Origin of the sequence: Arthrobacter sp. NicSoilC5 (assembly GCF_019977395.1) — a bacterium.
Taxonomy (GTDB): Bacteria; Actinomycetota; Actinomycetes; order Actinomycetales; family Micrococcaceae; genus Arthrobacter.
The window spans coordinates 2,811,967-2,838,453 of the sequence record NZ_AP024660.1; the positions used below are offsets into that span (position 1 = coordinate 2,811,967).

Annotated in this window: 27 protein-coding genes; 12 read left to right on the plus strand and 15 right to left on the minus strand. The window is 66.0% G+C overall.

What is annotated here, in order from left to right:
* Window positions 1-70: 70 nt before the first annotated feature.
* The 5 genes from LDO22_RS13150 to LDO22_RS13170 form a co-directional block, all read right to left on the minus strand.
* Window positions 71-1,786 (minus strand): ABC transporter family substrate-binding protein, encoded by a 1,716-nt coding sequence (locus tag LDO22_RS13150; protein ID WP_224023733.1) that lies wholly within the window; start codon window positions 1,784-1,786, stop codon window positions 71-73.
* Between the two features lie 49 nt (window positions 1,787-1,835).
* Entirely contained in the window at window positions 1,836-4,034 is a 2,199-nt protein-coding gene (locus tag LDO22_RS13155) for an ABC transporter ATP-binding protein (protein ID WP_224023735.1), read from the minus strand.
* Window positions 4,031-5,020: an ABC transporter permease gene (locus tag LDO22_RS13160; protein ID WP_224023737.1), complete on the minus strand. Its 990-nt coding sequence runs from the start codon at window positions 5,018-5,020 to the stop codon at window positions 4,031-4,033. The genes LDO22_RS13155 and LDO22_RS13160 overlap by 4 nt, the downstream gene beginning before the upstream one ends.
* A gap of 2 nt (window positions 5,021-5,022) precedes the next feature.
* A complete protein-coding gene (locus LDO22_RS13165; RefSeq protein ID WP_224023739.1) occupies window positions 5,023-6,006 on the minus strand; it encodes an ABC transporter permease in 984 nt (327 codons plus the stop codon).
* 267 nt (window positions 6,007-6,273) lie between these two features.
* Complete coding sequence (locus tag LDO22_RS13170) at window positions 6,274-6,858, minus strand: TetR/AcrR family transcriptional regulator (RefSeq protein WP_224027238.1); 585 nt, start codon at window positions 6,856-6,858, stop codon at window positions 6,274-6,276.
* A gap of 147 nt (window positions 6,859-7,005) precedes the next feature.
* Between LDO22_RS13170 and LDO22_RS13175 the strand changes: the two genes are divergently transcribed.
* The 5 genes from LDO22_RS13175 to LDO22_RS13195 all read left to right on the plus strand — a co-directional run bounded on the left by LDO22_RS13175 (window position 7,006) and on the right by LDO22_RS13195 (window position 10,722).
* Window positions 7,006-7,563: an NADPH-dependent FMN reductase gene (locus LDO22_RS13175; protein ID WP_159629654.1), complete on the plus strand. Its 558-nt coding sequence runs from the start codon at window positions 7,006-7,008 to the stop codon at window positions 7,561-7,563.
* Between the two features lie 166 nt (window positions 7,564-7,729).
* Window positions 7,730-8,371, plus strand: coding sequence for a hypothetical protein (locus LDO22_RS13180; protein ID WP_224023741.1), 642 nt, complete (start codon window positions 7,730-7,732; stop codon window positions 8,369-8,371).
* Between the two features lie 72 nt (window positions 8,372-8,443).
* On the plus strand, window positions 8,444-9,736 hold the full coding sequence (locus tag LDO22_RS13185) for a PLP-dependent aminotransferase family protein (RefSeq protein ID WP_224023743.1): 1,293 nt from the start codon (window positions 8,444-8,446) through the stop codon (window positions 9,734-9,736).
* A gap of 44 nt (window positions 9,737-9,780) precedes the next feature.
* Complete coding sequence (locus LDO22_RS13190) at window positions 9,781-10,209, plus strand: universal stress protein (RefSeq protein ID WP_159629650.1); 429 nt, start codon at window positions 9,781-9,783, stop codon at window positions 10,207-10,209.
* A 177-nt stretch (window positions 10,210-10,386) separates the two neighbouring features.
* Window positions 10,387-10,722, plus strand: a complete 336-nt coding sequence (locus tag LDO22_RS13195; RefSeq protein ID WP_159629648.1) for a hypothetical protein — start codon at window positions 10,387-10,389, stop codon at window positions 10,720-10,722.
* A gap of 22 nt (window positions 10,723-10,744) precedes the next feature.
* Here the strand turns inward: LDO22_RS13195 and LDO22_RS13200 are convergent, their stop codons facing one another.
* The 5 genes from LDO22_RS13200 to LDO22_RS13220 form a co-directional block, all read right to left on the minus strand.
* Complete coding sequence (locus LDO22_RS13200; RefSeq protein WP_159629646.1) at window positions 10,745-11,362, minus strand: phosphatase PAP2 family protein; 618 nt, start codon at window positions 11,360-11,362, stop codon at window positions 10,745-10,747.
* Between the two features lie 16 nt (window positions 11,363-11,378).
* Window positions 11,379-12,857 (minus strand): dihydrolipoamide acetyltransferase family protein, encoded by a 1,479-nt coding sequence (locus tag LDO22_RS13205; protein WP_224023744.1) that lies wholly within the window; start codon window positions 12,855-12,857, stop codon window positions 11,379-11,381.
* Between the two features lie 7 nt (window positions 12,858-12,864).
* Window positions 12,865-13,845 carry an alpha-ketoacid dehydrogenase subunit beta gene (locus LDO22_RS13210; RefSeq protein WP_224023746.1) on the minus strand — a complete coding sequence of 327 codons (981 nt, stop codon included), beginning with the start codon at window positions 13,843-13,845 and terminating at the stop codon, window positions 12,865-12,867.
* The gene (gene pdhA, locus LDO22_RS13215; RefSeq protein ID WP_224023748.1) at window positions 13,845-15,077 is read right to left on the minus strand and encodes a pyruvate dehydrogenase (acetyl-transferring) E1 component subunit alpha; all 1,233 of its coding nucleotides are present in this window, start codon (window positions 15,075-15,077) and stop codon (window positions 13,845-13,847) included. The genes LDO22_RS13210 and pdhA overlap by 1 nt, the downstream gene beginning before the upstream one ends.
* 149 nt (window positions 15,078-15,226) lie before the next feature.
* A complete protein-coding gene (locus LDO22_RS13220) occupies window positions 15,227-16,345 on the minus strand; it encodes a histidinol-phosphate transaminase (RefSeq protein ID WP_224023750.1) in 1,119 nt (372 codons plus the stop codon).
* Between the two features lie 107 nt (window positions 16,346-16,452).
* Here LDO22_RS13220 and LDO22_RS13225 point away from each other — a divergent pair, with 107 nt between their 5' ends.
* Both LDO22_RS13225 and LDO22_RS13230 read left to right on the plus strand, forming a co-directional pair.
* Window positions 16,453-16,878, plus strand: coding sequence for a phage holin family protein (locus LDO22_RS13225; protein ID WP_224023752.1), 426 nt, complete (start codon window positions 16,453-16,455; stop codon window positions 16,876-16,878).
* Between the two features lie 226 nt (window positions 16,879-17,104).
* Window positions 17,105-18,043, plus strand: a complete 939-nt coding sequence (locus LDO22_RS13230; RefSeq protein WP_224023754.1) for a hypothetical protein — start codon at window positions 17,105-17,107, stop codon at window positions 18,041-18,043.
* A gap of 28 nt (window positions 18,044-18,071) precedes the next feature.
* Here LDO22_RS13230 and LDO22_RS13235 read toward each other — a convergent pair whose 3' ends face one another.
* Window positions 18,072-19,331: a hypothetical protein gene (locus LDO22_RS13235; RefSeq protein ID WP_224023756.1), complete on the minus strand. Its 1,260-nt coding sequence runs from the start codon at window positions 19,329-19,331 to the stop codon at window positions 18,072-18,074.
* Window positions 19,332-19,417: 86 nt separating this feature from the next.
* Window positions 19,418-19,705 carry a hypothetical protein gene (locus tag LDO22_RS13240; RefSeq protein WP_224023758.1) on the minus strand — a complete coding sequence of 96 codons (288 nt, stop codon included), beginning with the start codon at window positions 19,703-19,705 and terminating at the stop codon, window positions 19,418-19,420.
* Window positions 19,706-19,911: 206 nt separating this feature from the next.
* Here LDO22_RS13240 and purB point away from each other — a divergent pair, with 206 nt between their 5' ends.
* Together purB and LDO22_RS13250 are read left to right on the plus strand one after the other, a co-directional pair.
* Window positions 19,912-21,354, plus strand: coding sequence for an adenylosuccinate lyase (purB, locus tag LDO22_RS13245; RefSeq protein WP_224023760.1), 1,443 nt, complete (start codon window positions 19,912-19,914; stop codon window positions 21,352-21,354).
* Between the two features lie 149 nt (window positions 21,355-21,503).
* Window positions 21,504-22,181, plus strand: a complete 678-nt coding sequence (locus LDO22_RS13250; RefSeq protein WP_224023762.1) for a histidine phosphatase family protein — start codon at window positions 21,504-21,506, stop codon at window positions 22,179-22,181.
* On the opposite strand, the gene LDO22_RS13255 is transcribed toward LDO22_RS13250, so the two are convergent.
* The 3 genes from LDO22_RS13255 to LDO22_RS13265 all read right to left on the minus strand — a co-directional run bounded on the left by LDO22_RS13255 (window position 22,178) and on the right by LDO22_RS13265 (window position 24,052).
* Window positions 22,178-23,146: a serine/threonine-protein kinase gene (locus tag LDO22_RS13255; RefSeq protein WP_224023764.1), complete on the minus strand. Its 969-nt coding sequence runs from the start codon at window positions 23,144-23,146 to the stop codon at window positions 22,178-22,180. The genes LDO22_RS13250 and LDO22_RS13255 overlap by 4 nt on opposite strands.
* On the minus strand, window positions 23,143-23,418 hold the full coding sequence (locus LDO22_RS13260) for a hypothetical protein (protein WP_224023766.1): 276 nt from the start codon (window positions 23,416-23,418) through the stop codon (window positions 23,143-23,145). Before LDO22_RS13260 ends, LDO22_RS13255 begins: the two co-directional genes overlap by 4 nt.
* Before the next feature lie 118 nt (window positions 23,419-23,536).
* Window positions 23,537-24,052: a MarR family transcriptional regulator gene (locus LDO22_RS13265; protein WP_159629622.1), complete on the minus strand. Its 516-nt coding sequence runs from the start codon at window positions 24,050-24,052 to the stop codon at window positions 23,537-23,539.
* A gap of 155 nt (window positions 24,053-24,207) precedes the next feature.
* On the opposite strand from LDO22_RS13265, the gene LDO22_RS13270 reads away from it, so the two are divergent.
* The 3 genes from LDO22_RS13270 to LDO22_RS13280 all read left to right on the plus strand — a co-directional run bounded on the left by LDO22_RS13270 (window position 24,208) and on the right by LDO22_RS13280 (window position 26,461).
* Window positions 24,208-24,711 carry a GNAT family N-acetyltransferase gene (locus LDO22_RS13270; RefSeq protein ID WP_224023768.1) on the plus strand — a complete coding sequence of 168 codons (504 nt, stop codon included), beginning with the start codon at window positions 24,208-24,210 and terminating at the stop codon, window positions 24,709-24,711.
* A gap of 54 nt (window positions 24,712-24,765) precedes the next feature.
* Window positions 24,766-25,200 carry a hotdog domain-containing protein gene (locus LDO22_RS13275; RefSeq protein ID WP_159629618.1) on the plus strand — a complete coding sequence of 145 codons (435 nt, stop codon included), beginning with the start codon at window positions 24,766-24,768 and terminating at the stop codon, window positions 25,198-25,200.
* A 184-nt stretch (window positions 25,201-25,384) separates the two neighbouring features.
* Window positions 25,385-26,461, plus strand: coding sequence for an extracellular solute-binding protein (locus tag LDO22_RS13280; RefSeq protein WP_224023770.1), 1,077 nt, complete (start codon window positions 25,385-25,387; stop codon window positions 26,459-26,461).
* The last annotated feature ends 26 nt before the right edge of the window (window positions 26,462-26,487 follow it).

Below are 26,487 nucleotides of genomic sequence, written 5' to 3' on the forward strand. Positions count from 1 at the left end.
CGCCTGGCTAAAAGAAGCCGGCACCCCTGGAAGACCAGGGGTGCCGGCTTGTCGATCGGGCTGCGGGGGGTTACTTCTTGACCCAGCCGATGGTGGTCCAGTCCGGGACCTGCGAGGTGCTCTGGAAGAGGGACGGACCGTAGTTGGCCAGTCCGGTGCGGACGAAGGAGATCTGCGGGCCGTTGAAGACCACGCCCATGGAGTAGTACTTGGCCATGTGCTCCTTCTCCACGTCCATGGCTGCCTTGTTGCGGGCTGCGTTGTCCTCGATGGAGGCGAGGTCGGCGATCTTCTTGTCCAGCTCGGCGTCGCCCAGCTTGTTCTCGTTGACCTTGGAGTCGTAGTACTGCTTGACGGCGTCGGTGGCATCCGGGCCCACGGTGTAGCCGGAGATGCTCAGGTCGAACTCGCGGCTGCCCAGCACCTTGCCGAAGTCGGCGGAGGCGCGCTGGTCAATGCCCACATCCATGCCGCCGGCCTGGAGCTGCTTCTGCAGGGTCTGTGCCACGGCCAGGGTGGTGGGGTCGTCGCCGAAGTTGCTGATCTTGAAGGCAGCGGGCTTGCCGTCCTTCTCCATGATGCCGTTGGCGTTGGCCGTGTAGCCGGCGTCAGTGAGGACCTTCTTGGCGGCATCGGCACCGGTTTCCTTGACCGGGTAGTTGTCCTGGTAGTACTCCGAGAACGGCAGGAGCATCATGGAACCGCTGCTGGGCTCCTCCCAGTTCAGGCCGTTGAAGCGGACCTTGCGGAGGGCTTCGCGGTCCACGGCAGCGAAGATGGCCTTGCGGACGTTGACGTCGGTGATGCGCTGGGCATTCAGGTTCAGGCCGCCGGCGAAGAGGCGCTGGCCGCGGCGGATGTCCGCATCCTTGGTGCCGTCCAGCTGCTTGTAGAGCGAGATGGTGTTGGCGGACATGGCATCGATCTCACCGTTCTTGAAGGCGGCGATCTGTGCGCTGGTTTCCAGCTGGCGGAAGGTCACGTTGGCCAGGACCGGCTTCTGGCCCCACCACTTGTCGTTCGGAACCATGGTGACCGTCTTGGCGGCGGTGTCGTACTGGTCCAGCTTGAAGGGGCCGGCCATCCACTCCGGGTGCATGTTGCCGTTGAAGCCCTCGTTGAAGATCTCCGGGGTGTTGACGGCCGGGTGGATGAGTCCGAAGAAGAGCGAATCCACGGGGAAGACCGGGCGGCTGGTCTTGACGATGACTTCCTTGTCGCTGCTGCCCGCCTCGACGGAGTCAACGAACTCATAGGCGCCCGAGCTGACGATGTCGTAGCCGGCATCCGGGCTCTTGAGGATGTTCCAGGTGTTCTTGAAGGCCTTGACGTCAATGGGCGTGCCGTCGTTGTAGGTGGCCTTGGGGTTCACCTTGATGGTGATGGTCTGCTTGCCGTCCTTGACCACGCTGTCCACCGACTCGCAGAAGTCCGTGTTGGGCGTGACCTTGCCCTTGAAGTCAACCTTCCAGCAGCCGCCGATGCCGCCGCTGTTCATGGCGATCGGGTTCATGGGGATCTGCAGGGCGGAGTTGTCCGCGCTGTTGCCGTTGTTGGAGAACCCGTTGAAGTCCGGGCCGATGTTGCCCAGCGGAAGGGTAACCTTGCCGCCCTGCTGAAGGTCGGACGCCGGCTTCTCGTTGATGCTGATCAGCTTGGACAGGTCGCTTCCGGATTCCTGTCCTTTGGCTGTTTCGGGGCCGCTGGCACCGCCACCGCCGCAGGCCGTCAGCGCCAGGGCCGCAGCAACGGCTGCAGCTCCGCCGATCCTGTTCAGTTTCCTCATGGTTTTCCCTTCATTGGTGCGAGTGGTGGTGCTTTGGGGTCGAAAAATCCTAGGGCGCATGGTGGTCTACCGGTTCGTGGACCACCAGCATGTCCTCGTCCAGCTCCCCGTCCGGGAAGAAGCAGGCGAACTGCTGGTCCGTGGCGGAGGACGCCGTTTCCAGGGGCGGTTCAAGTGTGAGGCACTTCTCCTGCTTGGCCGGCGGGAGTGCGGCGAAGACGGGACAGCGGGTGGCAAAATTGCAGCCCTTCGGTGCCTGCAGCGGCGAGGGCAGGTCGCCCTGGAGGATGATGCGTTCGCGGGTGCGTTCCAGCTGGGGGTCCGGCACGGGGATCGCGGAGAGGAGGGCGCGGGTGTAGGGGTGGCGGGGGTTGTCGAACACCCGTTCCACGGCGCCGATCTCCACGATCTTTCCCAGGTACATGACGGCCACCCGGTTGGAGATGTGGCGGACCACCGAGAGATCGTGCGCCACGAGCAGGTAGCTCAGGCCCAGTTCGGCGCGCAGGTGGTCCAGCAAGTTAATGACACCGGCCTGGACGGAGACATCAAGGGCCGAGACGGGCTCGTCCAGGACCACCAGCTTGGGGTTCACGGCCAGTGCGCGGGCTATCCCGATCCGCTGGCGCTGGCCGCCCGAGAACTGGTTGGGGAAGCGGTTGACGTGGTCCGGCTGCAGGCCCACGAGCTTCATCAGCTCCATGATCCGCTTCCTGATCGCGGCCCGGTCCATGCCCGCGTTCTGCAGGGGCTCGGCAAGGACTTCGTACACCGTGAACCGCGGATCCAGTGCGCCCGTGGGGTCCTGGAACACCATCTGGAGTTCGCGCCGCATTTTGGCTTTGGTCCGGGCATCGGCTGCCTGCTTGTTGCTCAGGCCGCCAATCACCACCTCGCCGTCCTGGTCCGGGTGGAACTCCATGATTTCCAGCAGCGTGGTGGTCTTTCCGGATCCGGATTCGCCCACGATGGAGAAACATTCGCCTTCGCGGATATCGAAGCTCAGGCCGTCCACGGCCTTAACCGTGCCGATCCTCCGCTTGATCAGGGCGCCCCTGGTCAGCGGGAAGTGCTTGCGGACGTCCGTGAGCTGCAGGACAGTGGACCGCTCCTCCCTGGGAATGGCATCGAAGCGGGACACCGGCACGGGCGGCGCAGCGAATACGTCGTGCACATCCACGGTTCCGCCGAGTGAGCCGGACTTGATGCACGCCGCGCGGTGCCGGGCGCCGTCGTCAACGGGTGCCAGGGCGGGCTCACCGTCCAGGCACGCCTCCGAGGCCAGGGGGCAGCGGGCAGCGAACGAGCAGCCGGTGGGGGCGTGCAGCAGGTTGGGCGGCATGCCCTCGATGGGAACGAGCGAGGATTTCTCTGCCACATCCACGCGGGGCACCGCGCCCAGCAGGCCCATGGTGTAGGGCATCCGCGGGTTGTAGTAGATGTCATCCACGGCACCGGTTTCCACCGGCCTGCCTGCGTACATGACCATGATGTCGTCTGCCATCCCGGCCACCACGCCAAGATCGTGCGTGATCATGACGACGGCGGCGCCGGTCTCCTCCTGCGCCGTGTGGAGCACCTCCAGGACCTGGGCCTGGATGGTGACGTCCAGGGCCGTGGTGGGCTCATCGGCGATCAGGACCCGGGGGTTGTTGGCTATGGCGATGGCGATCATCACGCGCTGGCGCATGCCGCCGGAAAATTCGTGCGGGAAGGCCTTCAGCCTGTCCTTGGGGCTGGGAATCCCCACCATGGCCAGAAGTTCGACGGCGCGGGCTTCCTTGGCCGTCCTGCTCATGGTGGGGTGGTGGATGGTGAGCGCTTCGATGATCTGGGTGCCCACGGTGAACACCGGGGTGAGGGATGACAGCGGGTCCTGGAAGACCATGGCGAGGTCGTTGCCGCGGTACTTGCACATGTCCTTGTCGCTGAGACCCAGCAGTTCCCGGCCCTTGAGCCGGACGGAGCCGGAGACCTGGGCCGTGGGCGGGAGGAGCCCCATGACGGCCAGCGAGGTGACGGACTTGCCGGACCCCGATTCGCCCACAATCCCCAGCGTCTTGCCCGGCATCAGGTCGAAGTCGACGCCCCTGACGGCGTGCACAATGCCGTTCTCCGTATTGAAGCGGACGTTCAGGTCGCGGACGGACAGGACGGCGTCGCCGGGGGCGTGGAGCCCTGCCACGTGCAGGCGCTCCACGGCTGGACGTGATGGGTCCGTGGCTCCGGTGGTGGTTTCGCTGCTCATGCCGCCTTCTTTTCCGCGGTGATTTTCCGGGTTTTGGCTTTCTTTGCCTTGCCGCTGGAAGTTGAGCTGGGGTCAAAGGCGTCGCGCAGGCCGTCGTTCATCATGGCCAGGGAGCCGGTCAGCAGGAACATTACGGTGAGCGGCACCCAGAACATCCAGGGGAAGGTCTGCACCTGGGAGGTGGCCTGGCCGATCAGCACGCCCAGGCTCACGTCCGGGACCTTGATGCCGATGCCGATGAAGGAGAAGGCGACCTCGGCCAGGATGGCTGCGGTGACGCCGCGGGTGATGTCCAGGATCAGCAGCGAGCCGATGTTCGGCACCAGGTGCCGCCAGACGATCCGGCGCGGCGGGACACCCATGTACTGGGCCGCCTTGACGAAGTCACGCTGCATCAGCGACATGGACATGGAGCGGATCAGGCGGGCGGTGCCCATCCAGCTGAACACCAGCAGGACGATGATGAGCAGAAGCCACGAGGGCAGGTCGCGTTTCAGGCCTGCACCGCCGCCGCTGGTGGCTACAGCAACCACCAGGAGCGCCGGCATCATGATCAGCGCTTCGAGGATGAACAGCATGACCTTGTCCACCTTGCCGCCGAAGTAGGCCATGGTGCAGCCGTAGACCGCGGCGATCAGGACCGACACCAGTCCCACCACCAGGCCGATCAGGATGGAAATCCTGGTGCCCTCCACGGTCATGGCGTACAGGTCGATCCCTGCCTGCGACGTCCCGAGGTAGTGGTCGGCCGACGGGGGCATGCCGATGTTGAAGGGGTCGATGGTTTCCTTGTCCCATTGGGTGAAGAAACCGCCGATGAACGAGAAAACGGTCAGGGCCAGGAAGATGGCCAGGCCGGCCACTGCGGTCTTGTTGCGCAGGAAGCGGCGGAAGATGATGGTGGTTTTGCCAATGACGACGTCGGCGCTTTCCAGGTGCGCGTCCTGCGCCACTGCTGCCGGGTCAACGGCGTTCAGGTTGGTCATGGCTACTGCACCCGCACTCTCGGGTCGACAAGCGTGGTGGCGAAGTCCGCGAGGATGGCGCCCAGGGCGAAGATCACGGAGCCGTATGCCAAGGTGGCCGTGGCCGCGTTGACGTCCTGCAGCGAGATGGCGTCGATGCTCCAGGACCCCACACCCGGCCAGGCGAAGATCTTTTCCGCGAAGAAGCCGCCGGCGAAGATGGCCGGGATGGTGAAGGCGATGCTCTGGGCCACCGGAATGAAGGAGACGCGCAGTGCGTGCCGGGCAATGGCCTGGTTGCGGGTCAGCCCTTTGGCGCGTGCGGTGCGGACAAAGTCGGCGTTCACGTTGTCCAGCAGGTATTGCCGCTGGGCAATCTGGTACGCGCCCCACCCCACAAGGGTGATGGCCACTGTGGGGACTGCATAGTGGGCCAGCATGTCCACGAACTGGGCCCAGCCCGGCGCGATGCCGGGGGTGGAGATGCCGGTGACGAAGAAGATCCGGTCGCCCACGGATTCGTTGATGTTGATGGCGCCCAGCTGCACCAGGAAGTAGGCGATGGGCGCCGGCACGATGTACGCGAGGTAGCTGTAGGACGTGATGACCCGGTCCTGGAACTTGTACTGGCGTGCCGCCGAATAGACGCCGAGCGCGACGCCGATGACCAGGGTCAGGATGATCGATGCCAGGAAAAGCCGGGTGGAAATCCAGACCCGGTCCCCGAACTCGGCGTTGATGTAGGCGCCGTTGGGGCTGCGGCCCCAGTCCCAGCGGGTGACGATTCCGGTGAGCCAGTCAACGTAGCGCTCCCACGGGCTGAGGTCCGGGTCCAGGCCCTTCAGCCGCATGGAATTGGCCACCTGCTCCGGGGTGGGCCGGGGGATCCGTTCCTGCTCGAGCAGCGCCGGCTTAAGCGAGCTGACGGCCAGGAAGTAGCCGGCGGACGTGGTGAGGAAGATCATCACCACATACGTGATGCCGCGCTTGGCGAGGTACTTGAGCATGGGCGCTGCTGGATCCTTCCGTCTTCCCCGGACAAGCACGGGTTGTGCCGCCTCACCGGGTCCTGCACCAGCGGGTAGCTGGCCTCCCGCAGCCCTTAGGGCAGGTCCTGATGGACTATGTCGCGGGTCACATTCCAGAGGAAACTATCACAAGCCCCAACCCGAAAAGTGCGGGAATCCCCGGAAATTGGACGCGCCGTATCAGATCGTTATGAATAGTTCTGTGAAGCCCGCGTGACTGGACGTGGAGGAACGCCATCGCGTAGCCTACGCGCCCGTGACAACCCGTGTCACAAGGTCGCGCCAGGATGTTGCCAGCCGTTCGCGTGTGACGCCATCTTCACGGATCAGGTGCAGGAGCCGCTCGGGATCGAGGGTGGCGTTGAGGGATCCGGCCATCAGCCAGGGTTCCGGGGAATCCATCCCGCCTTCGCGCAGCAGCATCTCCACATGCCGGTCCCAGAGGGCGGCGGCAGGTACTTCGAACTTTCCCCTGGAAGCATTTCCGGCAGCAAGCACCAGGTCCCCGTATTCCACCACGTAGGCGATCCGCTCGGTTCCGAAGGCGATCAGCCGGTCGAGCGGCGGAGCACCTGGCCCCAGTGGCGGCGGTCCGAACAGGAACCGGGCTTGAAACGCGGCCTCGGAGTCGTTCAGCAAGGTCAGCATCAACCCGGCCCGGCTGCCGAAGCGGCGGAAGACGGTGCCCTTGCCCACGCCGGCCTGTTCGGCCAGCCGGTCCATGGTGAGCGCAGCGGCTCCACCCTGCTCGATCAGTTCCCGGGCAGCCAGCAGGAGGCGTTCCCGGTTGCGGGCAGCATCGCTGCGTTCCGCGGCCGTTACCGGGGTCATTCCCGGCCGCACTGGGATGGAACTCACACAGACAGTGTAAGCATGGGGAATATAAACGGACTACGGTCCGTTTAGTCTGGTGAAGGCTCCGCGAGCCCGAAGTTTGACCGATAGCGGCCCCCGCCGCTCCCCTAGCCAGGAGTTCCCATGACCAAGAGCACAGTACTTACCCTTGTCGGCAGCCTCCGCGCCGAGTCCACCAACCAGAAGCTGGCCGAAGCCATCCAGCTCAACGCCCCGGAGCAGGTGGACGTGGTGATCCACGAGAGCCTGGGCAACATCCCGTTCTACAACGAGGACATCGACGTCGAGGGCCAGGTCCCTGCCGCCGCCGCAGCCCTGCGCGCCGCAGCCGAGGAAGCCGACACCGTCCTGCTGGTCACCCCCGAGCACAACGGCACGGTTCCCGCCGCCCTGAAGAACGCCATCGACTGGCTGTCCCGCCCCTTCGGCGCCGGCGCCCTGGCAGGCAAGCCCACCGCCGTCGTCGGCACCGCGTTTGGCCAGTACGGCGGCGTCTGGGCCCAGGATGAGGCCCGCAAGGCTGCCGGCATTGCAGGTGCCCGGATCCTGGAGGACGTCAAGCTCGCCGTCCCCGGTTCCATGGTGCGCTTCGCCGAAGTCCACCCCAAGGACGACGCTGAGGTTGTAGAGCAGATCAAGGGCATCTTCGACACCCTTGCCGCAGCAGCTCCCGCCGCCTAGTCCCCCTGGCGCAGCGCCCGGCACGCAGCCCGCGTGCCGGGCGCTGCTGCATCCGGTGTTGCCGTGACCAACTCTTGTCTCAACCGGTACCGTGCGGACATCTCCGCCGGCCGGCGCCGCCGTAGCGTTAATCCCCTGGACCTACCGGATCGGATTGCGGTGCCGCATGGCAAAAAGATGGAGCGGGGACGGGCGTGGGCGCGGTGCCCTGGCTGCGGTCGCCGGCTGCCTGGCGCTCCTGCTCTCCGGCTGCACGCCCAGCGGGGGCAGCGCCGGATCCAGCGGGGCCCCGCTGGCCCTCCTTCCCGCCACGGCGCCGGCCACCCCTTCCACCGGTACGGCCGGAGCGGCGCGGGAAAATCCGGACAGTCCCACGGCCCCTCCGGACCCCGGCACCAACGCCGGGCCCGCGACTCCCCCGGTGACGGCATATTTCGTGATGGTGGACGACGGCGGCAGGCACGGTGTCCGCTTCGGCTGCAATGACAGCCTGGTTGGCTCCGCCCAGCCGGGAGGCTCCGGGGACGCCCGGCTCAAGGCGGCAATCGGCGCCCTGCTGGGTGGCGGCCGCCCGCCCGCGAACGCCTACAACGCACTGGGCTCTTCCCGGCTGACGTTCCTTTCCGGGAGCTTCGACGGAACCACCGTCACCGTTTACCTTTCGGGAACGCTGAACCAGGGCGGAACATGCGACCTCCCCAGGATCGAGGCCCAGCTAACCCAGACCGCCCTCGAAGCCGTAGGTGCCATCAGGGCCGACATCTTTATCAACGGCGAAGGCCTGTCGGACTATCTGAGCCTGGATTAGCGCGCCGCCTGCCGTAAATCGCGTATAAACAGATGTTGCCTCGGAAGCAACAACGGGCTGTATCCTGACTCTGTGACCCACGAAACACTTGACGCCCCGGCCGGAACTCTGCCCGCCGAAGCCATCGATGCGATCGAGCGCGCGGCCACGTCCGCCCACCGCCACGAGGGACTGTTTTCCGAGCGGGCGGCCAACATCCGCCAGTCGGCCGTCCGGGATGTTTTCGACATCTCGATGCGGCCGGGACTGGTTTCCCTGGCGGGCGGAAGCCCGTACCTGCAGTCACTTCCCCTGGACCGCCTGGCAGCGACGGCGGCAAAAATCATTGCCGACGACGGACTCACGGCCCTTCAATACGGCGCCGGGCAGGGTACCGCGGAGCTCCGGGCACAGATCTGCGAGGTCATGGCCGCCGAGGGAATCCTGGATGCCCTGCCGCAGAACGTGGTGATCACGGCAGGCTCACAGTCGGCCCAGGACGTGGCCACCAAGCTCTTCTGCAATCCGGGAGACGTGGTCCTGGTGGAGGATCCCACCTACGTGGGGGCGCTGAACACCTTTGAGGCCTACCAGGTGCGGGTGGAGACCGTGGAGATGGACCAGTACGGCCTGGTCCCGGAGCTTCTGGAGGCGCGGATCGCGGCCCTGCAGCTTGCGGGCAAAAGCATCAAGTTCCTCTACACCATCCCCAACTTCAACAATCCTTCCGGGATCACGCTGGCCAGGGAACGGCGCCAGCAGGTGGTCGATATATGCCGCAGGGCGAATATCCTGGTCCTGGAGGACAACCCCTACGGACTGCTGCGCTTTGAAGGTGAGCCTTTGCCTCCCCTGCGCGCCGCCAACCCGGACGACGTCATCTACCTCGGCTCCTTCTCCAAGATCTTTGCCCCCGGCCTCCGCATCGGCTGGGCCCTGGTGCCTGAACACCTGCAGCGCCGGTATTACCTCGCCGCGGAATCGGTGACGCTCTGCCCGCCGGCCCTGAACCAGATGCTGGTCTCCGCCTACCTCCGCGACTACGACTGGAAAGGCCAGATCGAAACCTACCGCGGGCTGTATGCCGAACGCTGCCGCGCCATGCTGGCAGCACTCAAGGAGTACATGCCGGCGGGGACCACCTGGACCAGCCCGCAGGGGGGCTTCTTCGTCTGGGTGACCCTGCCCGAAGGCGTTGACACCTACCCGCTGCTGCACAAGGCGATCGATGCCGGCGTCGTGTTCATCCCCGGCGCCGCCTTCACGCCGTCGGACGAACCGTCCAACAAGCTGCGGCTCGCGTTCAGCGCCGTTCCCCCCGACGCCATCGCCGAGGGTGTGCGCAGATTGGCGCCGGTGCTGCAGGAAGCCATGGCGGCGCTGTAGCGTAAGCCACACGAACGCCGAAAACCGAGCAAAGGAGCATGCATATGGGTGGAATCATCGTTGTAGGGGTTGACGGCAGCGAGACCGCGAAGAGGGCGGCGGAGTCGGCCAGGAACCTGGCTGCAGGACTGGGCGCTTCACTGCACGTCGTGTCAGCCTTCGACAGCGACCGGACCGAGGTCTTCGGCAGCGGCAGCGACCGGTGGATCGTGTCCGATGCCGACGCCGCAGAGCAGGTGGCACGGACCGTGGCTGAGTCGCTGGGCCGCGACGTCCCGGTCACCTATTCCGCAGCCCGGGGACGGCCCGCAGACGCCCTCATCAAGGAAGCCGTCCGCATGGATGCCCGCGTGATCGTCGTGGGAAACCGGCGCATGCACGGCATCGGCCGTGTCCTTGGCAGCGTGGCCAACAGCGTGGCCCACAACGCCCCGTGCGACGTGTACATCGCCAACACCTACGACGCCGACTAACGCGCGGAAGCCCTCCTGGGGTAACGCAGGACACCCCCCGTGGTGGCGGACATCGCTGCGGGGGGTGTCCGTTCTCACCGCAATATCACCGATTCAGCTGCTGGCGCAACGATAAAATTGGATGGGCCCCCAAAGGCGTGGACACTGCCGAATCCACCCCACAGCGAAGGGCTCCCCTTGATCACCTTGCAGCGCCGCCAGCTTGTTGGCCACGACATCCTCCTGGCCCGCCACGGCAACCACATCAGCTCCATGCGGGTGGACCGCAGCAATGACCGGGTGGTTGCGCTCCTTGATGACGGCAGCCTGGACAGCGCACCGAACCTCATCACCCCCGGGCTCCAGCTTCCGCAGACCGTGCGCAGCGTCCTGCGCGAGGACTGGAAGCTCCTGAGCGCCTGGGCCGGCATGGCCGCGCTCATGGGTGGCCTGATGACCGCCGCCGCTGTTGTGCTGGGAACCACCGCGGATCCGGCCATGCTCGAGGCTTTCACCGCATACGCCGCCTACTAAGCCCGGTTGGGAGCCTGAACGTTCAGGCCACCAGCCAGCCCTGCAGCACCCACCAGATCCCGGCCATCACCAGCCCCCCGAAGAGCGATCCGGCCACCACTTGGGCCAGGGAATGGGCCCGCAGAACCACACGTGACCAGCTGACTGCCGGGATCAGGAGCAGCAGCGGTGCCCACGCGGCGCCGAGCATCAGCACGGATACGACGGCGGCGCAGGACACGGCAGCGGCGTGGCCGCTCATCTTCCAAAACGGACTGACCACCGCCAGTACCGCCACGCCGCCCACCACCGCCAGGACCATCGCAAAGACGCTCTCCGGCGCATCCACGGCGCCCAGTACCAGCAGCCCTACGGCGATGCAGCCCAGCGCCATCAGCAGCACGGGTGCACGCTGCTTCCGGTCGCTTACATGGTGGTCCGTGACCTTGCCCAGCCTGACCAGGACCAGCAGCACCATCAGCGGAAGCACGCACACGAAGAGGGCCGCCAGCGCGCCGTAGCCGATGGTTCCCGGGAAACCCGGCTGGGCCAGCGGGCTGATCAGCAGCTGCAGGGAAACCACCACCGGAGGCTGGAAGACCTCCGTCAGCCACCTGGCTGTGCGGTTCCTGACCCGGATTGCCCCGTTGTCTATTGCCACGTCCTGACCCGGCGCCCTAGTCCAGGAGGAGCGCGGGCTCCTCCAGGATGGCTGCGACGTCGGCCATGAAGCGGGCGGACAGGTCACCATCCACCACGCGGTGGTCGAAGGATCCCCCGAGGGTGGTGATCCAGCGGGGAATCACCTCTCCGTCCAGGACCCAGGGCTTCTGCTTGATGGTTCCGAAGGCAACGATGGCCACCTCGCCCGGATTGATGATGGGCGTCCCGGTGTCGATGCCCAGGGCGCCGATGTTGGTGATGGTCAGCGTCCCGCCCTGCATCTGCGCCGGCTGGGTCTTCCCCGCCCTGGCCGTGGTGGCCAGGTCGTTCAGCGCCAGGGCCAGCTCCTTCAGTGACAGGTCCTGCGCATTCTTGATGTTGGGCACCATGAGGCCGCGCGGAGTGGCCGCGGCGATGCCCAGGTTCATGAAGTGCTTGACCTGGATCTCGGCGCTGCCGTCCTCGTTGTCCACCCAGGCTGCGTTCACGCTGGGGTTCCTTGCGGCGGCCCAGATGACGGCCTTGGCAAGGATGAGCAGCGGCGAGACCCTGATGCCCTCGAAGTCCCGGGAGGCCTTGAGCCGCTTGACGAACTCCATGGTGCGGCTGGCGTCGACGTCCACGAAGATGCTGACGTGCGGTGCCGCGAACGCCGATTCCACCATCGCCTTTGCCGTGGCCTTGCGGACGCCCTTGACCGGAATGCTTTCGACGCGCTGGTCCTGCGGCTTCCCGGCCTTGCCCCAGAAACCGTCCGCCTTGTCCAGTTCGGCGTCGCGCTGCGCCTGGTAGCTCACCAGGTCCTCGCGCGTCACCTCGCCGCGGGAACCGGTGGCAACAACGTCGGCGAGGTCGATGCCCAGGTCGCGGGCAATTTTGCGGACCGGAGGCTTGGCCAGCACCCGGTTGACCAGGCCCGTGATGGTGCCGCCAAGGGTTGGCCGGGTGTCGACGACGGCAGGTTCCGCGGCGGAAACCTCGGCGGCCGTGCGGGGCTGGACAGGTTCAACCTCCGGGGCGTTGACCGTCACGGCAGCCGCGGGTGCAGTCTTCCGCGGGCGCCGCTTGACGGCGTCGGCCTTGGGTCCTGAACCCACCAGGGGAGCGGCGGACGGGGTACCGGCACTCCCGGCCTCCCCCGCATCCGCTGAGAGCTTGCCGTAGAGCGGCTGGGCAGGTAATTCAGCGGGAGTAACGGCGGCGGGGACAGCCTGGGGCGCGCGGACGTCGGCGGGGGTCGGGTCCCCGGAAACTTCGTCGCTGACGCTGATGATGGCGGTCCCGACGTCGACAGTCACCCCTTCCTCCACCAGCAGTTCGGTGACTGTTCCGGCGAAGGGGGACGGCAGCTCCACGATCGACTTAGCGGTTTCGATCTCGCAGATGACGTCATTGACCGCGACGGTGTCGCCGGGCTTGACCTTCCAGGAGACGACTTCCGCCTCGGTGAGGCCCTCGCCGACGTCGGGCAGGTTGAACTTGTTCAGGGTCATGGTGTCCTCAGTAGGAGAGGGCGCGGTCCAGCGCCTCCAGGATGCGGTCGATGTCCGGAAGGTAGTCTTCCTCCACCTTGGCAACGGGGTAGGGCATGTGGAACCCGCCGACGCGGATCACGGGCGCCTCAAGGGAGTGGAACGCCCGCTCGCTGATCCGGGCTGCGATCTCGCCGCCGATTCCGCCGAATGTGGGAGCCTCGTGCGTGACGATCAGCCGCCCGGTCTTTCGGACGGAGGCGGTGACGGTGTCGAAATCGATCGGGGAGATTGACCGGAGGTCGATGACCTCGATGCTCCTGCCGTCCTCCTCCGCTGCGTTCGCGGCTGCCAGCGCCACGGGCACCAGGGGGCCATAGGCCACCACGGTGGCGTCTGTGCCCTCACGAAGGACGTGGGCCTTGAACGGATCCTCCGACGGCCCGGGTGCCTCGACATCAACGTCGCCCTTGAGCCAGTAGCGGCGCTTGGGTTCGAAGACGATCACCGGGTCCTGGCATTCAACGGCCTGCTGGATCATCCAGTAGGCGTCATGCGGATTGGACGGGGTGATGATGCGCAGGCCCGCCGTGTGGGCGAACAGTGCCTCCGGGGATTCGGAGTGGTGTTCAATGGAGCCGATGCCCCCGCCGTATGGAATCCGGATGACCACGGGCACGCTGAGGTTGCCGTTGCTGCGCGAATGGATTTTGGCGAGCTGGGTGGTGATCTGGTTGAAGCCGGGGAAGACGAAGCCGTCGAACTGGATCTCGCAGACCGGGCTGTATCCCCGGAGGGCCAGGCCGATGGCGGTGCCGATGATCCCGGACTCGGCCAGCGGGGTGTCCACCACGCGGTCCGGGCCGAACTCACCGATCAGCCCGTCCGTGACCCGGTAGACGCCACCGAGCGGACCGATGTCCTCGCCCATCAGCAGTGATTTGGGGTGTGCGGCCAAAGTGGCGCGAAGGCCTTCGTTGATGGCCTTCGCGATGGTCATGGTGGTCATCAGTGGCCTGCCTTTGCTGCCTGCCCGGCGGACTCTTCCTCGCCGGCGAATCCTGCGCTGTATTCCTCGAACCACGCCAGTTCCTCGGCGACCAGCGGGTGGGCCTCCCTGTAGACGCTGGCGAAGGCCTGCCGGATATCCGGGTTTTCAAGGTCGTGGGCGGTACGCCGGACGTACGCGGCCAGTTCGTCGCCGTCGGCCTTGACCTTGGCAAAGTAGGCGTCGTCCGCAAGGCCCTCGGCACGCAAATACTTCTCCAGACGCGCCAGCGGGTCCTTGGCGCGCCAGGCATCTTCCTCCGCCGACTGCCGGTACTTGGTGGGATCGTCTGCCGTGGTGTGTGCCCCGACCCTGTAGGTGAAGGCTTCGATGAGGACCGGGCCCTTGCCCTGGCGGGCGTGCTCCAGGGCCCACTCGGTAACTGCGTGCACGGCGATTACGTCATTTCCGTCGACCCGGATGCCGGGGAACCCGTAGCCCTTTGCCCGGTTGGACAGCGGGACCCGGGTCTGGACGTTGGTGGGCACGGAGATGGCCCAGTGGTTGTTCTGGCAGAAGAACACCACGGGGGCCTTGTAGGAGGAAGCGAACACCATGGACTCGTGGACGTCGCCTTCCGAGCTGGCACCATCGCCGAAGTACGCGATGACGGCGGCATCCGGCTCCCGGCCTGCCGCATTCGATGCGGCGGCGAGCTTCTGGTCACGCTGGATCCCCATCGCGTAGCCCACGGCGTGGAGGGTCTGCGCAGCCAGGACCAGCGTGTACAGGTGGAAGTTGGTGTCCTTGGGGTTCCAGCCGCCGTTTGAAACACCGCGGAACTGGCGCAGGAGTTCGGCCAGGTCCACGTTGCGCGTAAGGGCCACGCCGTGCTCGCGGTAGGTGGGGAAGATGTAGTCCTGCGGCTGGCTGGCCCTGCCCGATCCGATCTGTGCTGCCTCCTGGCCGGTCAGCGGGACCCACAGCGCCAGCTGGCCCTGGCGCTGGAGGGCGGTCGCTTCGACGTCGAACCGGCGGATCGCGGCCATGTCGGCGTACAGGCCGCGGAGGGCCTCAGGGGTGAGCTTGTCCGCGTAGTCGCTGAAGACCGGATCGGTGCCCAGTTTCCCGTCGGGGCCGAGCAGCTGCACCATCTGGGCCGCGGGCTCGCCCATCACGGCTTCAGCATCGGCTTCCCGCTGGTCGTCTACCGCTGTTCCGTCGAACTCGGTGGAAGGCAGATGAGTGCCCATACCGTCTCCTTGCTTGCCGCATCCGGATGCAATGCAATGTCGCTGGGATATATGCCGTACGGGGAATACATTCCCGGCGCGGCATATACATTGGCTTACTGATCCTAACTTTATCTTCGGTAAGTAGCGGGAGGGCTACTTGTTAAGTGCTAGGAAGTTGCCGGTGCCTTTGTATAGTCGGCACACAACTGAAGGAATCGGGTGTTCGCTTCGGGTTCTCCGATGCTGACCCGCACGCCCTCTCCGGCGAATGCCCGGACGGACAGGGCGCGTGTCCCTGCCAGCTCTGCGAAAGCAGTACTTTCGGCGCCAAGCGCGAGCCACACGAAGTTTCCCTGGGCATCCGGTACCGCCCAGCCCAGGCCCCGGAGACCCTCGGTTACCCGGGTCCGCTCATCCACGAGTTTTTGTACCCTTTCCACAACCTGGGCGTAGTTCTCAAGGGAAACGATCGCTGCCTTTTCGGCTATCTGGGATACCGCGAAAGGTGTTGCGGCGACCCTGAGGTACTGGGTCAGACCGGGGTTGGAGACGCTGTAGCCAACGCGGAGCCCTGCCAGGCCGTGCGCCTTGGAGAAAGTACGGAGCACCACCACGTTGGGATATTTCCGGTAAAGGTCAATCCCGTCCACGGCGTCCTCCGCCCTGACGAACTCCTGATAGGCCTCATCGATGACCACCACCACGTCTGCCGGGATGGAGCGGATAAACGCTTCGGTTTCGGCTGCAGTAAGGGCAGGGCCGGTGGGGTTGTTGGGCGTGCAGAGCAGGATGACTTTGGTGCGGGCGCTTACCGCGGCCGCCATGGCCCCGAGGTCATGCCGTCCCTCGGCGGTCACCGGAATGCGCACGCTCTCTGCGCCTGCCAGGCCCACGCTGATGGGGTAGGCCTCAAAGGACCGCCACGCATAGATGACCTCGTCCGCTTTGCCGTCCTCGTTCTGGCCGGCAAAAGCAGCCAGGATCTGGTTCAGGGCACCCAGGCTTCCCGCTCCAGTGACGATGTCCTCCGCCGGTACGCCCAGGAAATCCGCGAGCGCCGCGCGGAGCTTGGTGCTCAGCGGGTCCGGGTACCGGTTGAAGTCCGTCTGGCCGGCGATGGCCTCGAGGACGGCCGGGATGGGCGGCAGTGGGTTTTCGTTGGAGGACAGCTTGTAGCTGGCAAGACCGCTGACGGCGGCCGGCGGTCTTCCTGCCGCGTAGCGGGGCAGCCGGTCCAGCACCGGGCGGGGTGCGATGCCGCCCGCCCTGGTATCAGATGAAGTCATGGCTCCTAGCCTACGTCCAAGGTCCCGTGGGAATCCGGGGGCCAGCCCCCGAAAAATCGGGGCACGCCGCCATCCTCCCCCATGGGACGGTATGGAAGCATGGTGCCATGGCTTCATTCATCCTTCGGGTCATCGTCAATGCCGCAGCCCTGTGGGTGGCCAGCTGGCTGCTGCCGGGAATGGACATCTCCAGCACGGCGGCATCTGATGCCGTAGCCAGGACCGGCATTTCGCAGGACACCGGGACGATCGGCATTGTCCTGGCCTACCTGTTCATCGGCCTTATCTTTGGCGTGGTCAACGCCTTCGTGCGGCCGCTGGTGCGGCTCCTCGCGCTTCCCATCACCATCCTGACCCTTGGCTTGTTCGCCATCGTCATCAATGCAGCCATGCTGTACCTGACGTCCTGGATCAGCACTTACACGCCGGTGCACCTCACGATCGATTCCTTCTTCTGGACTGCGCTGCTGGCCGCGGTCATCATCTCGCTGGTGTCCCTGGTGGCGGGTTTGCTGCCGGGCGGCCGGCGCTGACTCCCCGGCGCATCGCCCCTCTTTCGAAGAGCCCCTCCCCCGGGAAGCCCTGCCCTCCCGAGTAGGAGGACGGCGGAGAACAGGTACCCCCTAGGTACCGCTCCCCGGAACAGCAGGAAAAACTCCAGTACCTGCCACCCATGACCCCCACGGGACCAGCCGCCTAGGCTGCAAACCGGGCCCCAAGAGGCCCGTTGCTGTCAGTTCCGGAAAACGGGGGCCCACCATGAAGCCCATAAGGTTGCTGCTCGCTGCCTGCCTGCTTATGACATGGCAGGCCGACCCCGCCCATGCAGAATCGGACCCTGCCCTGCAGGGCGGCGGCCCTTTGGGCAATGACATCTCCTGGCCGCAGTGCGGCTCTGATCTTCCGGCGCCCCCGGCATTTGCGATCGTGGGCGTGAACGGCGGCCGCCCGGACACGGTCAACCCGTGCCTGGATGCCCAGCTGGCGTGGGCGGACCAGAGCGCGGAGTCGGCCGGTGGAACGCCGGCGGCGGTGTATGTGAACACGGCCGCAACCGGGCCCGCGGAGGGGTTATGGTGGCCGGCAGACAACACCTACGGTGGCGCCGCCGTCAGCAACCCGTATGGATTGTGTGACGGCACCGCGTCCCCGGCCTGCGCTTATGTTCACGGCTACGCCATGGCTGCCGTTGATGCCGCAATCCTGAAGGGGGTGGACGGCGGCGGGGTACGCCGGCTGTGGTGGCTGGATGTTGAAACCGGAAACAGCTGGTTATGGGACAAGGCAGCCAATGCAGCTGAGCTGGAAGGCATGACCGCCTACCTGCAGGGGACCGGCGCGGATGTGGGGATCTATTCCACTTCCTACCAGTTCGGCGAGATTGTGGGCGGGGTAAGTCCTGGCAGCAACCTATACGCGCTCCGGAACTGGCTGGCCGGCCCCGATTCGGCCTGGTCCGCCAGGGAATATTGCGCGTCCGACCCCCTGACCCCGGGCGGGACCGTCACCACAACCCAGTTCACCGAGAACAACCTGGACTACAACTACCGCTGCCCGGGCGCCCCTCCGGCACCCGCTCCGGCGCCCGTTCCAGCACCCCCTCCACAGCCTGCCCCGCAGCCCTCCCCACCTGCCCCGCAACCCGAACAGCCCCGCTCCACCCGGTACGTGGAATTGCACGCCGCCCAGATTTCGTAAGGGCGGCAACAGCCAGGAGAATCAACACCTACCTGGCCCCCGGCTGCGGCCGCCCGGAAAAGGGATCCCTCCGGTCCATGGGCGGAGCGGGCGGCGGAGGCTTCGACAAGGAAAACCGGGTGGCAGTGGCCGCCCCGCCGGCGCCCAGTACCCCGCCCAGTACCGCGGTGGACTGGACCAGCGACGGATCCTTGCTGGCGCCCACAAGCTCCGCCGCCTCCTCGTAGCCGGTCAGCCGGTGCCCGGGCCCCAGGCCGGCGTCTTCTCCGCCGCGCACGTACAGGTCATTGGTCACGGTCACGGTGACCTGGTTCCGGGCGTCCCGGTTGGGCAGGCCATCAGTGCCCGGCACCCAGTCCGTGCGGTGTTCGAGGTGAAGCGTGCTGACCTCCGGCGGGGGCGCGATGCGGGCAACGGGAGATCCGGCAGTCAGGACGTACTTCATGCGGTACTCCCTGAGGACGTCCTCGTCCGCCGCCAGGTTCATGGCATGGATGCCGCCCTGGCTGTATCCCACCGCCACCACATCAGCTCCCGGTTGCGCACCGGCCGCCCGAAGTGCCTGGAGGACAGCGGCATTCACCTGTTCCGAGTTGCTGCCCATCCCGTCGACAATGCCGGAAAGATCGAAAGGATTGGTGCCGTGGTCGGCGTCGTTCATCTGTGTCCCGGGAACCACCACGACGTAGGCCTTTCCGCCGCCGGTATGCACCTCGATAACTTCGATGTAGCCGCTGCCGCGCTCCTCAATCAGCCTGACCCGCTCAAGCAGCCCGGCGGGGGTGGCGTCGAGGTCGATGCGCAGGCGCTCTTCCTGCCTGACTGTTACAGGGCCTGGGCGCAGCGACGGGACAAGCCAGCCAACCGCCGGTTTGATGCCGGGAAGGACCGTCACGGCGTTTGCCAGCACTGATTCAGTGGCATCACCGTTCAGGAAGCCTGTCCGCCAGAAATCCACGTGCTTCTGCAGTTCCACGTCCGGTTCCGACAGACCGAGCATCCACTGCATATGGGCAGTGGATTCGGCCATTTCGTAATCCCACCTGCAGCTGCGCACCTGTCCACTGATCCGCTGCAGTTCCAGGCGGACTTTCAGGACCGCATCCCGCGCCTCCCCCACCGCGATCAGCGCCGCGGAGCCTGTGGCGCGGGGCTGGTCCTGGTAAGGACAAAGCTCCTGCCAGGCCCCGAAAAGCTCCGCCTCAACGGCGGTGAGCCCCCTGGCGAGCCCATCCAGCTTCGCGGCCCCCGCCTCCAGTTCCTCCAGCTGCACCGTAATGCCGCCCACGCCTCCGGATATTGTCAGGATTCCGTCCGGAGGAGGCGGCGAAACATGAAGGGGACCGCCTGAGCCGGAGGGAGTTGCGTCCGCCATCAGAACCGTCCGTCAGCTGGACAATCGGCTGTCAGGGCTGCCTGGGCATGGACGGCCACCGCGGCAGAAGCCTCCCGGATCCGGTCCAGGGCCCGCCGTACTGCCACCGCCTGAAGGCTCACGGAATCCCGGTATGCCTGTCCGGCCGGCGACTGCCAGTCCTCCAGCTGGATCTGGTGAAATCCCGACAGCACCTCTTCGGTCCGGTCCGAAGACCGGGCCACCTTCCTGCCTACTTCCTGGACTGCGAGGCTGATGCCCAGCCCGCCACCCCATATCCCGTCCATCAAACCGTCCCCCCGTCCCAGCTTCCTACCCGGTTTCCTGCCCGCCGCCCGTCCCGGCCTCCCCGGCCGGACAATCCGCCCCAACCGCGCTGCTCCCAACGCTAGGCATGCGCCGCTGCCCACGTAAGCGCCGCCGTCGGCTATGTGGACAAGTAACGTGGACGATCCGCTTAAGGCGCTGCCGGACTTCATGAAAGAATCAGCACATGCCTGAAACTGCCGCCACAGCTGATACCCGTACGCCCTCAGGACGCCTGGCCCTCGCCGCGTCATCGGAAAAAATCGCTCTTGGACCCCTGGACGGCCGTTACCAGTCCGCCGTCGCGCCCCTCGTGGACTACCTGTCCGAGGCCGCCCTAAACCGGGACCGCGTGGCCGTGGAAGTTGAGTGGCTTATCCACCTGACCGGCAACAACGTCCTTCCCGGCGCCGGACCCCTGAGCGCCGAACAGCAGGACCGGCTCCGCGCCATCGTCACCGAATTCGATGCAGCGTCGGTGCAGGAGCTCGCCGACATCGAAGCCGTGACCGTGCACGACGTGAAGGCCGTGGAGTACTACATCGGCCGCCGCCTCCCCGCAATCGGCATTGAAAACCTGACCGCCATGGTCCACTTCGGCTGCACCTCCGAGGACATCAACAACCTCTCCTACGCGCTCGGCGTCAAGGGTGCTGTGGAGGACGTGTGGCTCCCGGCAGCCCGCGCCCTGGTGGCACAGATCAGCAGGATGGCGGAGGACAACCGGGCGGTCCCCATGCTGTCCCGCACCCATGGCCAGCCGGCCACCCCCACCACGCTGGGCAAGGAACTGGCCGTGATCGCGCACCGCCTGACCCGCCAGCTGGATCGGATCGCGAAGACCGAATACCTGGGCAAGATCAACGGTGCCACCGGCACCTACGCCGCCCATGTGGCCTCCGTCCCCGCCGCCGACTGGCAGCAGGTCTCCAAGTCGTTCGTGGAAGGCCTGGGCCTCACCTGGAACCCCCTCACCACCCAGATCGAAAGCCACGACTGGCAGGCGGAGCTCTACGCCGACGTGGCCCGCTTCAACCGCATCCTGCACAACGTCTGCACCGATGTCTGGAGCTACATCTCTATTGGCTACTTCGCGCAGATCCCGGTGGCCGGGGCAACCGGCTCGTCCACCATGCCGCACAAGGTCAACCCCATCCGCTTCGAGAACGCTGAGGCCAACCTCGAGATCTCCAACGGCCTGCTGGACACCCTGGCCGCCACCCTGGTGACCTCCCGCTGGCAGCGCGACCTCACAGACTCCTCCAGCCAGCGCAACATCGGCGTCGCATTCGGGCACTCCCTTTTGGCCATTTCCAACGTGGCCAAGGGCCTGGAGCGCCTGGATGTTGCCGAGGACGTCCTGGCAGCGGACCTGGACACCAACTGGGAGGTCCTGGGCGAGGCAATCCAGATGGTGATGCGGGCCGAGGCGATCGCAGGCGTCGAAGGCATGGAAAACCCGTACGAGCGCCTCAAGGACCTCACCCGCGGCCAGCGCGTGGATGCCGCCCGCATGCAGGAGTTTGTGCAGGGCCTGGGCCTTTCCCCGGAGGCCGAGGCACGCCTCCTGGCTCTCACCCCCGGCCGGTACACCGGCATCGCGGACCAGCTGGTGGACCACCTGAAGTAGGCACTGCGCCAGCAGGGCTGCCGGAAGGGCAGGAATTTACGACGGCGGCGCCGGGCTCATGTGGGCCCGGCGCCTTCGTTGTGGAGCGGCAGCGCCACGGACAGTTCCGCTTTGCGCCCGCTACCAGCCGGGGGTGGGAAACTGGGAATATGAAGTTGCTCCTGATCCGCCACGGCGAAACCCCCGGCAACGTGCTGGGCCAGCTGGACACCGACCATCCCGGCCCCGGGTTGACCGAACTCGGCGAACGGCAGGCAGAAGCCATGGCGCGGGCCCTTGCCAACGAACGCATCGGAGCGCTGTACGCGTCCACGTTGATCAGGACGCAGATAACGGCCGCACCGCTGGCACGCCTGCACACCCTTGACGTTGAGGTGCTTGAAGGGCTGCACGAAATCGAGGCCGGATCACTGGAGAAGCTCACCGACCACGAATCCCATAAGCGCTACATGGGCACCGTGATCTCCTGGGCTGCGGGCGACCTGGACCGGCGCATGCCCGCGGGGCCCGACGGCCACGCCTTCTTCGACAGGTTCGATGCTGCCATCGCGCTGGTGGCCGGGCGGGCGGAACGCCAGCAGCACGGCACCGTTGCAGTGGTCAGCCACGGCGCCGCCATCCGTACCTGGGCGGGGCTGCGGGCCGAGGGCGCAGACCACGAGTTCGCTGCCCGCCATGTCCTGGCCAACACCGGAATCGTGGCACTCGAAGGCAGCCTGGCGACCGGCTGGACCCTGCTCCACTGGGACGGAAGCCCCGTGGGCGGCCTTGCCCTGGCAGACCCGACCGCGGAGGACCCGACAGGTCGGGACGTAGCCGCCCCCTAGGCCTGCTGCCGGTGGCGCCGGGATGGACGTGCCCGCAGCGCGGGACACGGACGGGCGTCGATCCCGCCGGGCAGGCTCCCGCGGACCCCTTGAACGCTTGGGCTGCGGGACGGCACCCCGGGCACAAGCCGGGCTGCCATCGCTGCGGCATCTGCCGCCGCCGGCCGTTCCCGGGGATCCATGGCGGTAACGGACCGCAGCAGGGGCACCCAGCCGCCGAGGTGGCCTGGGACGTCCGGGGACCGCAGGGTCCGGGCCACGAGGGATTCGATGGCGGTGCCGGGAAACGCCTTGGTGCCTGTGAGGAGCTCCAACAGGACCAGCCCCATGGCGTACACGTCCCATGACGGAGCCGCTGCCCCGCCGGATGCCTGCTCGGGACTCATATAGTGCACTGTGCCGGACGAAATTCCGGGCTCGGGCGCCGAGCCGGTGGCCGTGGCAATTCCGAAATCGATGATCCGGACAGGACTTCTCCGCAGGCCGCTCAGCATCAGGTTTGCGGGCTTGATATCACGGTGCACAAGACCGTTGGAGTGAAGGTACGCGAGCGCACCGAACAGGCCGCGGGCCCAGAGGGCCACATCAGCGGGCGTGGGGCTTTCCAGCCGTAGGGTTTCGGACAGGGTTGCCCCCAGGGCCAGCTCCTCCACAAGATAGGGCCGTCCCGCATGGGTCCCGCCGCCGCCCACCACGCCTTGACCCAGCAGCCTCACGATGGATGGGTGGGTGAGGCCGGCGAGGACGGAAGCTTCGTTCCGGATCCGCTGATGCTGCTTCCGGCCGCTGGCTGCCGCGATCTTCACGGCCACCTCCGGACCGCCCTCAAGGTCCACCGCCCGAAAGACTTCGGCAGCTGCTCCCCTGCCCAGGCGTTCCCTCAGCTGGTAGCGGCCTGCCAGCGGCCCAGCGGCATTCAGCGACGAATGCGGCAGCGCCGGCGCTGCCGTCCCCGTGGCGCTCATGCGGGAAAGGCTGCGGTATGGTGGGCGCCCCTGGAATCAGTTGTCCATGCATCGAGCTGGAACCCGCAGGCGCAACGCCACACAGGCGGAAGTTCGGTACTTCCGGCACTGGTTGGGGCGAAGGTGTAGCTGGCGCGCTCCCACCCGAGTGCCGGGGTCACCAGCTGCATCGGTGAACCGCAATGGACGGCGGCCTTTCCCTGCGGCGCTGTGGTGCCGTCCAGGGTGGATCGCGTCAGGTCCAGGAGCCCATCAGGGGTGGTCGCAGCCATGCCGGGCTCACGCGGTGAAACTTCGGTGGAAGAAACCAACACACTCACGACTCCGTTGGGAAGCAACTTTGGGAACAATCGTAAGCTTACATATAACTAGCCGAACTAGCTAGTCAGGCTAGTGAACTTTTAATTCCGCACTTTCGGCCGCCTGGAGCGATTCGGTCATGCGCTGGAGGAAGTCGACCACAGTTCGGGCCTCCTCTGCGGTCAAGCCTTCCGCAACCGCCATCATCCGGCGATGCATGGCACCGAGGGTCTCCCGGACCTCCTTGTCCGACTCCACCGTGGGGACCACCACCACGGAGCGGCGGTCGGAGGGGTGCGCCTCCCGGCGGACATGCCCGCTGGCCACCAGGCGGTCAATCAGCGAGGTGGTGGAAGCGCTAGTAATATTGAGGAACCGGCTGAGATCCTTGGGGACAACCTGCTTGCCGGACGCCTGGACCCTCAGCAGGTACCGCAGGGCAAGGATGTCCGTCTCACCCATGCCCATGGAATCCCTGGTGCTGCGGCGGATTTCGGTCTCGGCCGCCCGGTAGTCCCGGAGGGCCTTGAGTACCGCCGCACTGTAGTCCAGTTGCCCGTCGGGTCCGTACCAGTAGCCGGATCCCTCGTTGCCCATAGAAGCCATGGGATCATTTTAGACCAACTGGTAACTAGACCGCCAAGTAACTTCCCTTCACGGCTGCTCCTGGCGTTATCCAGGTGCTAACCGCCAGGAAACACCTGCGTAACTCCCCGCACCTAGCCTTGTCAGGCATACCCCTCCGGCGAATCGAGGCAGATATGCAGACCAACCCCAGGCTCAACATCCGGCAGGTCTCCTGGTCCAATCCCGTTGGCGCGGACCTTCGCCGCGCGCAGCAGGCCGAACTCGACGCCCGCTTTGGCCGGCCCGACCACGAGCCCGGGCCGCCGCCGTCGGGAGCAGACTGCGCTGTCTTCCTGGTGGCATACGACAAAGGATCGGGGCAACCGGTGGGCTGCGGCGGGCTCCGGCTCCTGGATGGAACAACGGCCGAAATCAAGCGGCTCTACGTGCTGCCGTACACCCGGGGCTCCGGCGTTGCCAGCTCCATCCTCGCGGCACTGGAAGCAGAAGCATTCAGCCAGGGAATCACCAGGATCAAGGCCGAAGCCGGATCGGCACAGCCTGACGGCCGGAACTTCTACGAGAATTCGGGGTTCGAACCCATCCCGAACTTCGGGCCCTATATCGGCGTGGAGCACTCGCACTGCTACGCCAAGCGCATCAACGCCCACAGTGCCGCCCAGACCGCCATGGCCTAGCACCCGGTCCGTCACACTCGGATTGCGGGCAGTGGCTTCGGCTAATCTCGGCCTATGGAAACAGCAGACATCACCTTCCGGACCCGCAAATGGGTCCGGCCCGAGGACCTCAACGCCAACGGGACCCTCTTTGGCGGCAGCCTGCTGAAATGGATCGACGAAGAAGCCGCCATCTACGCCATCCTCCAGCTGGGAAACGGCCGCGCAGTCACCAAGTACATTTCGGAGATCAACTTCGTCAGCTCCGCGGTCCAGGGCGACCTGATCGAAATGGGACTGACAGCCACGCGGTTTGGCCGGACCTCACTGACCATGCGCGCCGAGGTCCGCAACATGATCACCCGGCAGAGCATCCTCACCATCGAGGAGATCGTTTTCGTGAACCTGAACCAGGAGGGCAAGCCCGAGCCGCACGGCTATACGGAAATCACCTACGACAGGGACAGGATCCCCACCCACCACCTCAGCGGGACCGCCGTCAAGGACTGACGCCGCCCACGGCCAAGGTTTTCCCCCGGTTCACGCCGAGGGCCCCGGCCGTTTCCCCGACTGGACCAAAGTGAGCAGCCGGGCTGTTTATCGAATCGATAGCTATAACAGCCCGGTTTTTGTCATGCCCGGCTATAGGCTGTGCGGACATGCTCCGATTCCAGTCCAGAAATGAGTCCTGATCGTGCGTACATTGAAGACTTTGGTTGCCGCCGCCGTCGCCGCCACCCTGCTCGCCGGCTGCGGCGGTGCTTCCACCCCGCCCGCTTCGACCGGTGAAGCCTCCGGGGCTCCGGCAGGAGCCTCCGGGGACACCCTGGTGATCTACACCAACTCCAACGGCGAGGGCCGGGGCGACTGGTTGGCCGCCAAGGCGGCCGAGGCCGGATTCAAGATCGAGATCGTGGGGGCCGGGGGCGCCGATGCCACCAACAAGCTCATTGCGGAGAAGAACAACCCCATCGCCGACGTCGCATTCGGCCTGAACAACATGTACTTCTCGCAGGTCAAGAACGAGGGCGCGCTGGAGGCCTACCAGCCCGCGTGGGCGGGCGATGTGGACAAGGGCCTGGGCGACGGGGAGACGTACTGGCCCCTGGTGAAGCAGGCCATCCTCCTGGGCTACAACTCGGACAAGATCTCCAAGGACGCCGCACCGAAGGACTGGACGGACCTGTGGACCAAGGACGAGTTCAAGAGCCGCTACGAGCGGGTCACCGGCCTGGGCACGGCCACGGCGCAGCTGGTTTTCGCCGGCATCCTCTCCCGGTACCGGGACGACTCCGGGGATCTGGGGATATCCGACGACGGCTGGAAGCAGGTTGAGCAGTACTTCAAGAACGGCAGCCCGGCAGTGGCCAAGACCGACCTGTTCGCCCGGATCGCCGCCGGCGAAGTGGACATGGGCCAGATGCCGTCCTCGATCATTGCCGACCGCGAAAAGTCCTTCAAAGTGAACGTGGACACGGTCATTCCTTCCGTGGGGGTCCCCCTTGCCGTGGAGCAGATCGCCCTGGTGAAGGGGACCAAGAAGAAGGAGCAGGCGCAGAAGTTCATCGACTGGTTCGGCAGCGCAGACGTCCAGGGTGAGTTCGCGCAGAAGTTCAACTCCATGCCCGTCAACAAGAGCGCCCAGGCGAAGGCCAACCCCGAGGTGGTGGACTTCTTTGCCGGCCTCAAGCAGCAGGACATCGACTGGGACTTCGTCCAGAAGAACATGGGCGCCTGGGTGGAGAAGATCGAACTCGAATACATGACGTAACCCGTCCCGCCAGCCGCCGTTCCCGC

Bases quoted from the DNA above. Each gene is read 5' to 3' on its own strand.
- LDO22_RS13150 (WP_224023733.1), bottom strand. From the start codon at position 1,786: ATGAGGAAACTGAACAGGATCGGCGGAGCTGCAGCCGTTGCTGCGGCC.
- LDO22_RS13155 (WP_224023735.1), bottom strand. From the start codon at position 4,034: ATGAGCAGCGAAACCACCACCGGAGCCACGGACCCATCACGTCCAGCC.
- LDO22_RS13160 (WP_224023737.1), bottom strand. From the start codon at position 5,020: ATGACCAACCTGAACGCCGTTGACCCGGCAGCAGTGGCGCAGGACGCG.
- LDO22_RS13165 (WP_224023739.1), bottom strand. From the start codon at position 6,006: ATGCTCAAGTACCTCGCCAAGCGCGGCATCACGTATGTGGTGATGATC.
- LDO22_RS13170 (WP_224027238.1), bottom strand. From the start codon at position 6,858: ATGACCCCGGTAACGGCCGCGGAACGCAGCGATGCTGCCCGCAACCGG.
- LDO22_RS13175 (WP_159629654.1), top strand. From the start codon at position 7,006: ATGACCAAGAGCACAGTACTTACCCTTGTCGGCAGCCTCCGCGCCGAG.
- LDO22_RS13180 (WP_224023741.1), top strand. From the start codon at position 7,730: ATGGCAAAAAGATGGAGCGGGGACGGGCGTGGGCGCGGTGCCCTGGCT.
- LDO22_RS13190 (WP_159629650.1), top strand. From the start codon at position 9,781: ATGGGTGGAATCATCGTTGTAGGGGTTGACGGCAGCGAGACCGCGAAG.
- LDO22_RS13205 (WP_224023744.1), bottom strand. From the start codon at position 12,857: ATGACCCTGAACAAGTTCAACCTGCCCGACGTCGGCGAGGGCCTCACC.
- LDO22_RS13210 (WP_224023746.1), bottom strand. From the start codon at position 13,845: ATGACCACCATGACCATCGCGAAGGCCATCAACGAAGGCCTTCGCGCC.
- pdhA (WP_224023748.1), bottom strand. From the start codon at position 15,077: ATGGGCACTCATCTGCCTTCCACCGAGTTCGACGGAACAGCGGTAGAC.
- LDO22_RS13220 (WP_224023750.1), bottom strand. From the start codon at position 16,345: ATGACTTCATCTGATACCAGGGCGGGCGGCATCGCACCCCGCCCGGTG.
- LDO22_RS13225 (WP_224023752.1), top strand. From the start codon at position 16,453: ATGGCTTCATTCATCCTTCGGGTCATCGTCAATGCCGCAGCCCTGTGG.
- LDO22_RS13230 (WP_224023754.1), top strand. From the start codon at position 17,105: ATGAAGCCCATAAGGTTGCTGCTCGCTGCCTGCCTGCTTATGACATGG.
- LDO22_RS13240 (WP_224023758.1), bottom strand. From the start codon at position 19,705: ATGGACGGGATATGGGGTGGCGGGCTGGGCATCAGCCTCGCAGTCCAG.
- purB (WP_224023760.1), top strand. From the start codon at position 19,912: ATGCCTGAAACTGCCGCCACAGCTGATACCCGTACGCCCTCAGGACGC.
- LDO22_RS13250 (WP_224023762.1), top strand. From the start codon at position 21,504: ATGAAGTTGCTCCTGATCCGCCACGGCGAAACCCCCGGCAACGTGCTG.
- LDO22_RS13255 (WP_224023764.1), bottom strand. From the start codon at position 23,146: ATGAGCGCCACGGGGACGGCAGCGCCGGCGCTGCCGCATTCGTCGCTG.
- LDO22_RS13260 (WP_224023766.1), bottom strand. From the start codon at position 23,418: ATGGCTGCGACCACCCCTGATGGGCTCCTGGACCTGACGCGATCCACC.
- LDO22_RS13265 (WP_159629622.1), bottom strand. From the start codon at position 24,052: ATGGCTTCTATGGGCAACGAGGGATCCGGCTACTGGTACGGACCCGAC.
- LDO22_RS13270 (WP_224023768.1), top strand. From the start codon at position 24,208: ATGCAGACCAACCCCAGGCTCAACATCCGGCAGGTCTCCTGGTCCAAT.
- LDO22_RS13275 (WP_159629618.1), top strand. From the start codon at position 24,766: ATGGAAACAGCAGACATCACCTTCCGGACCCGCAAATGGGTCCGGCCC.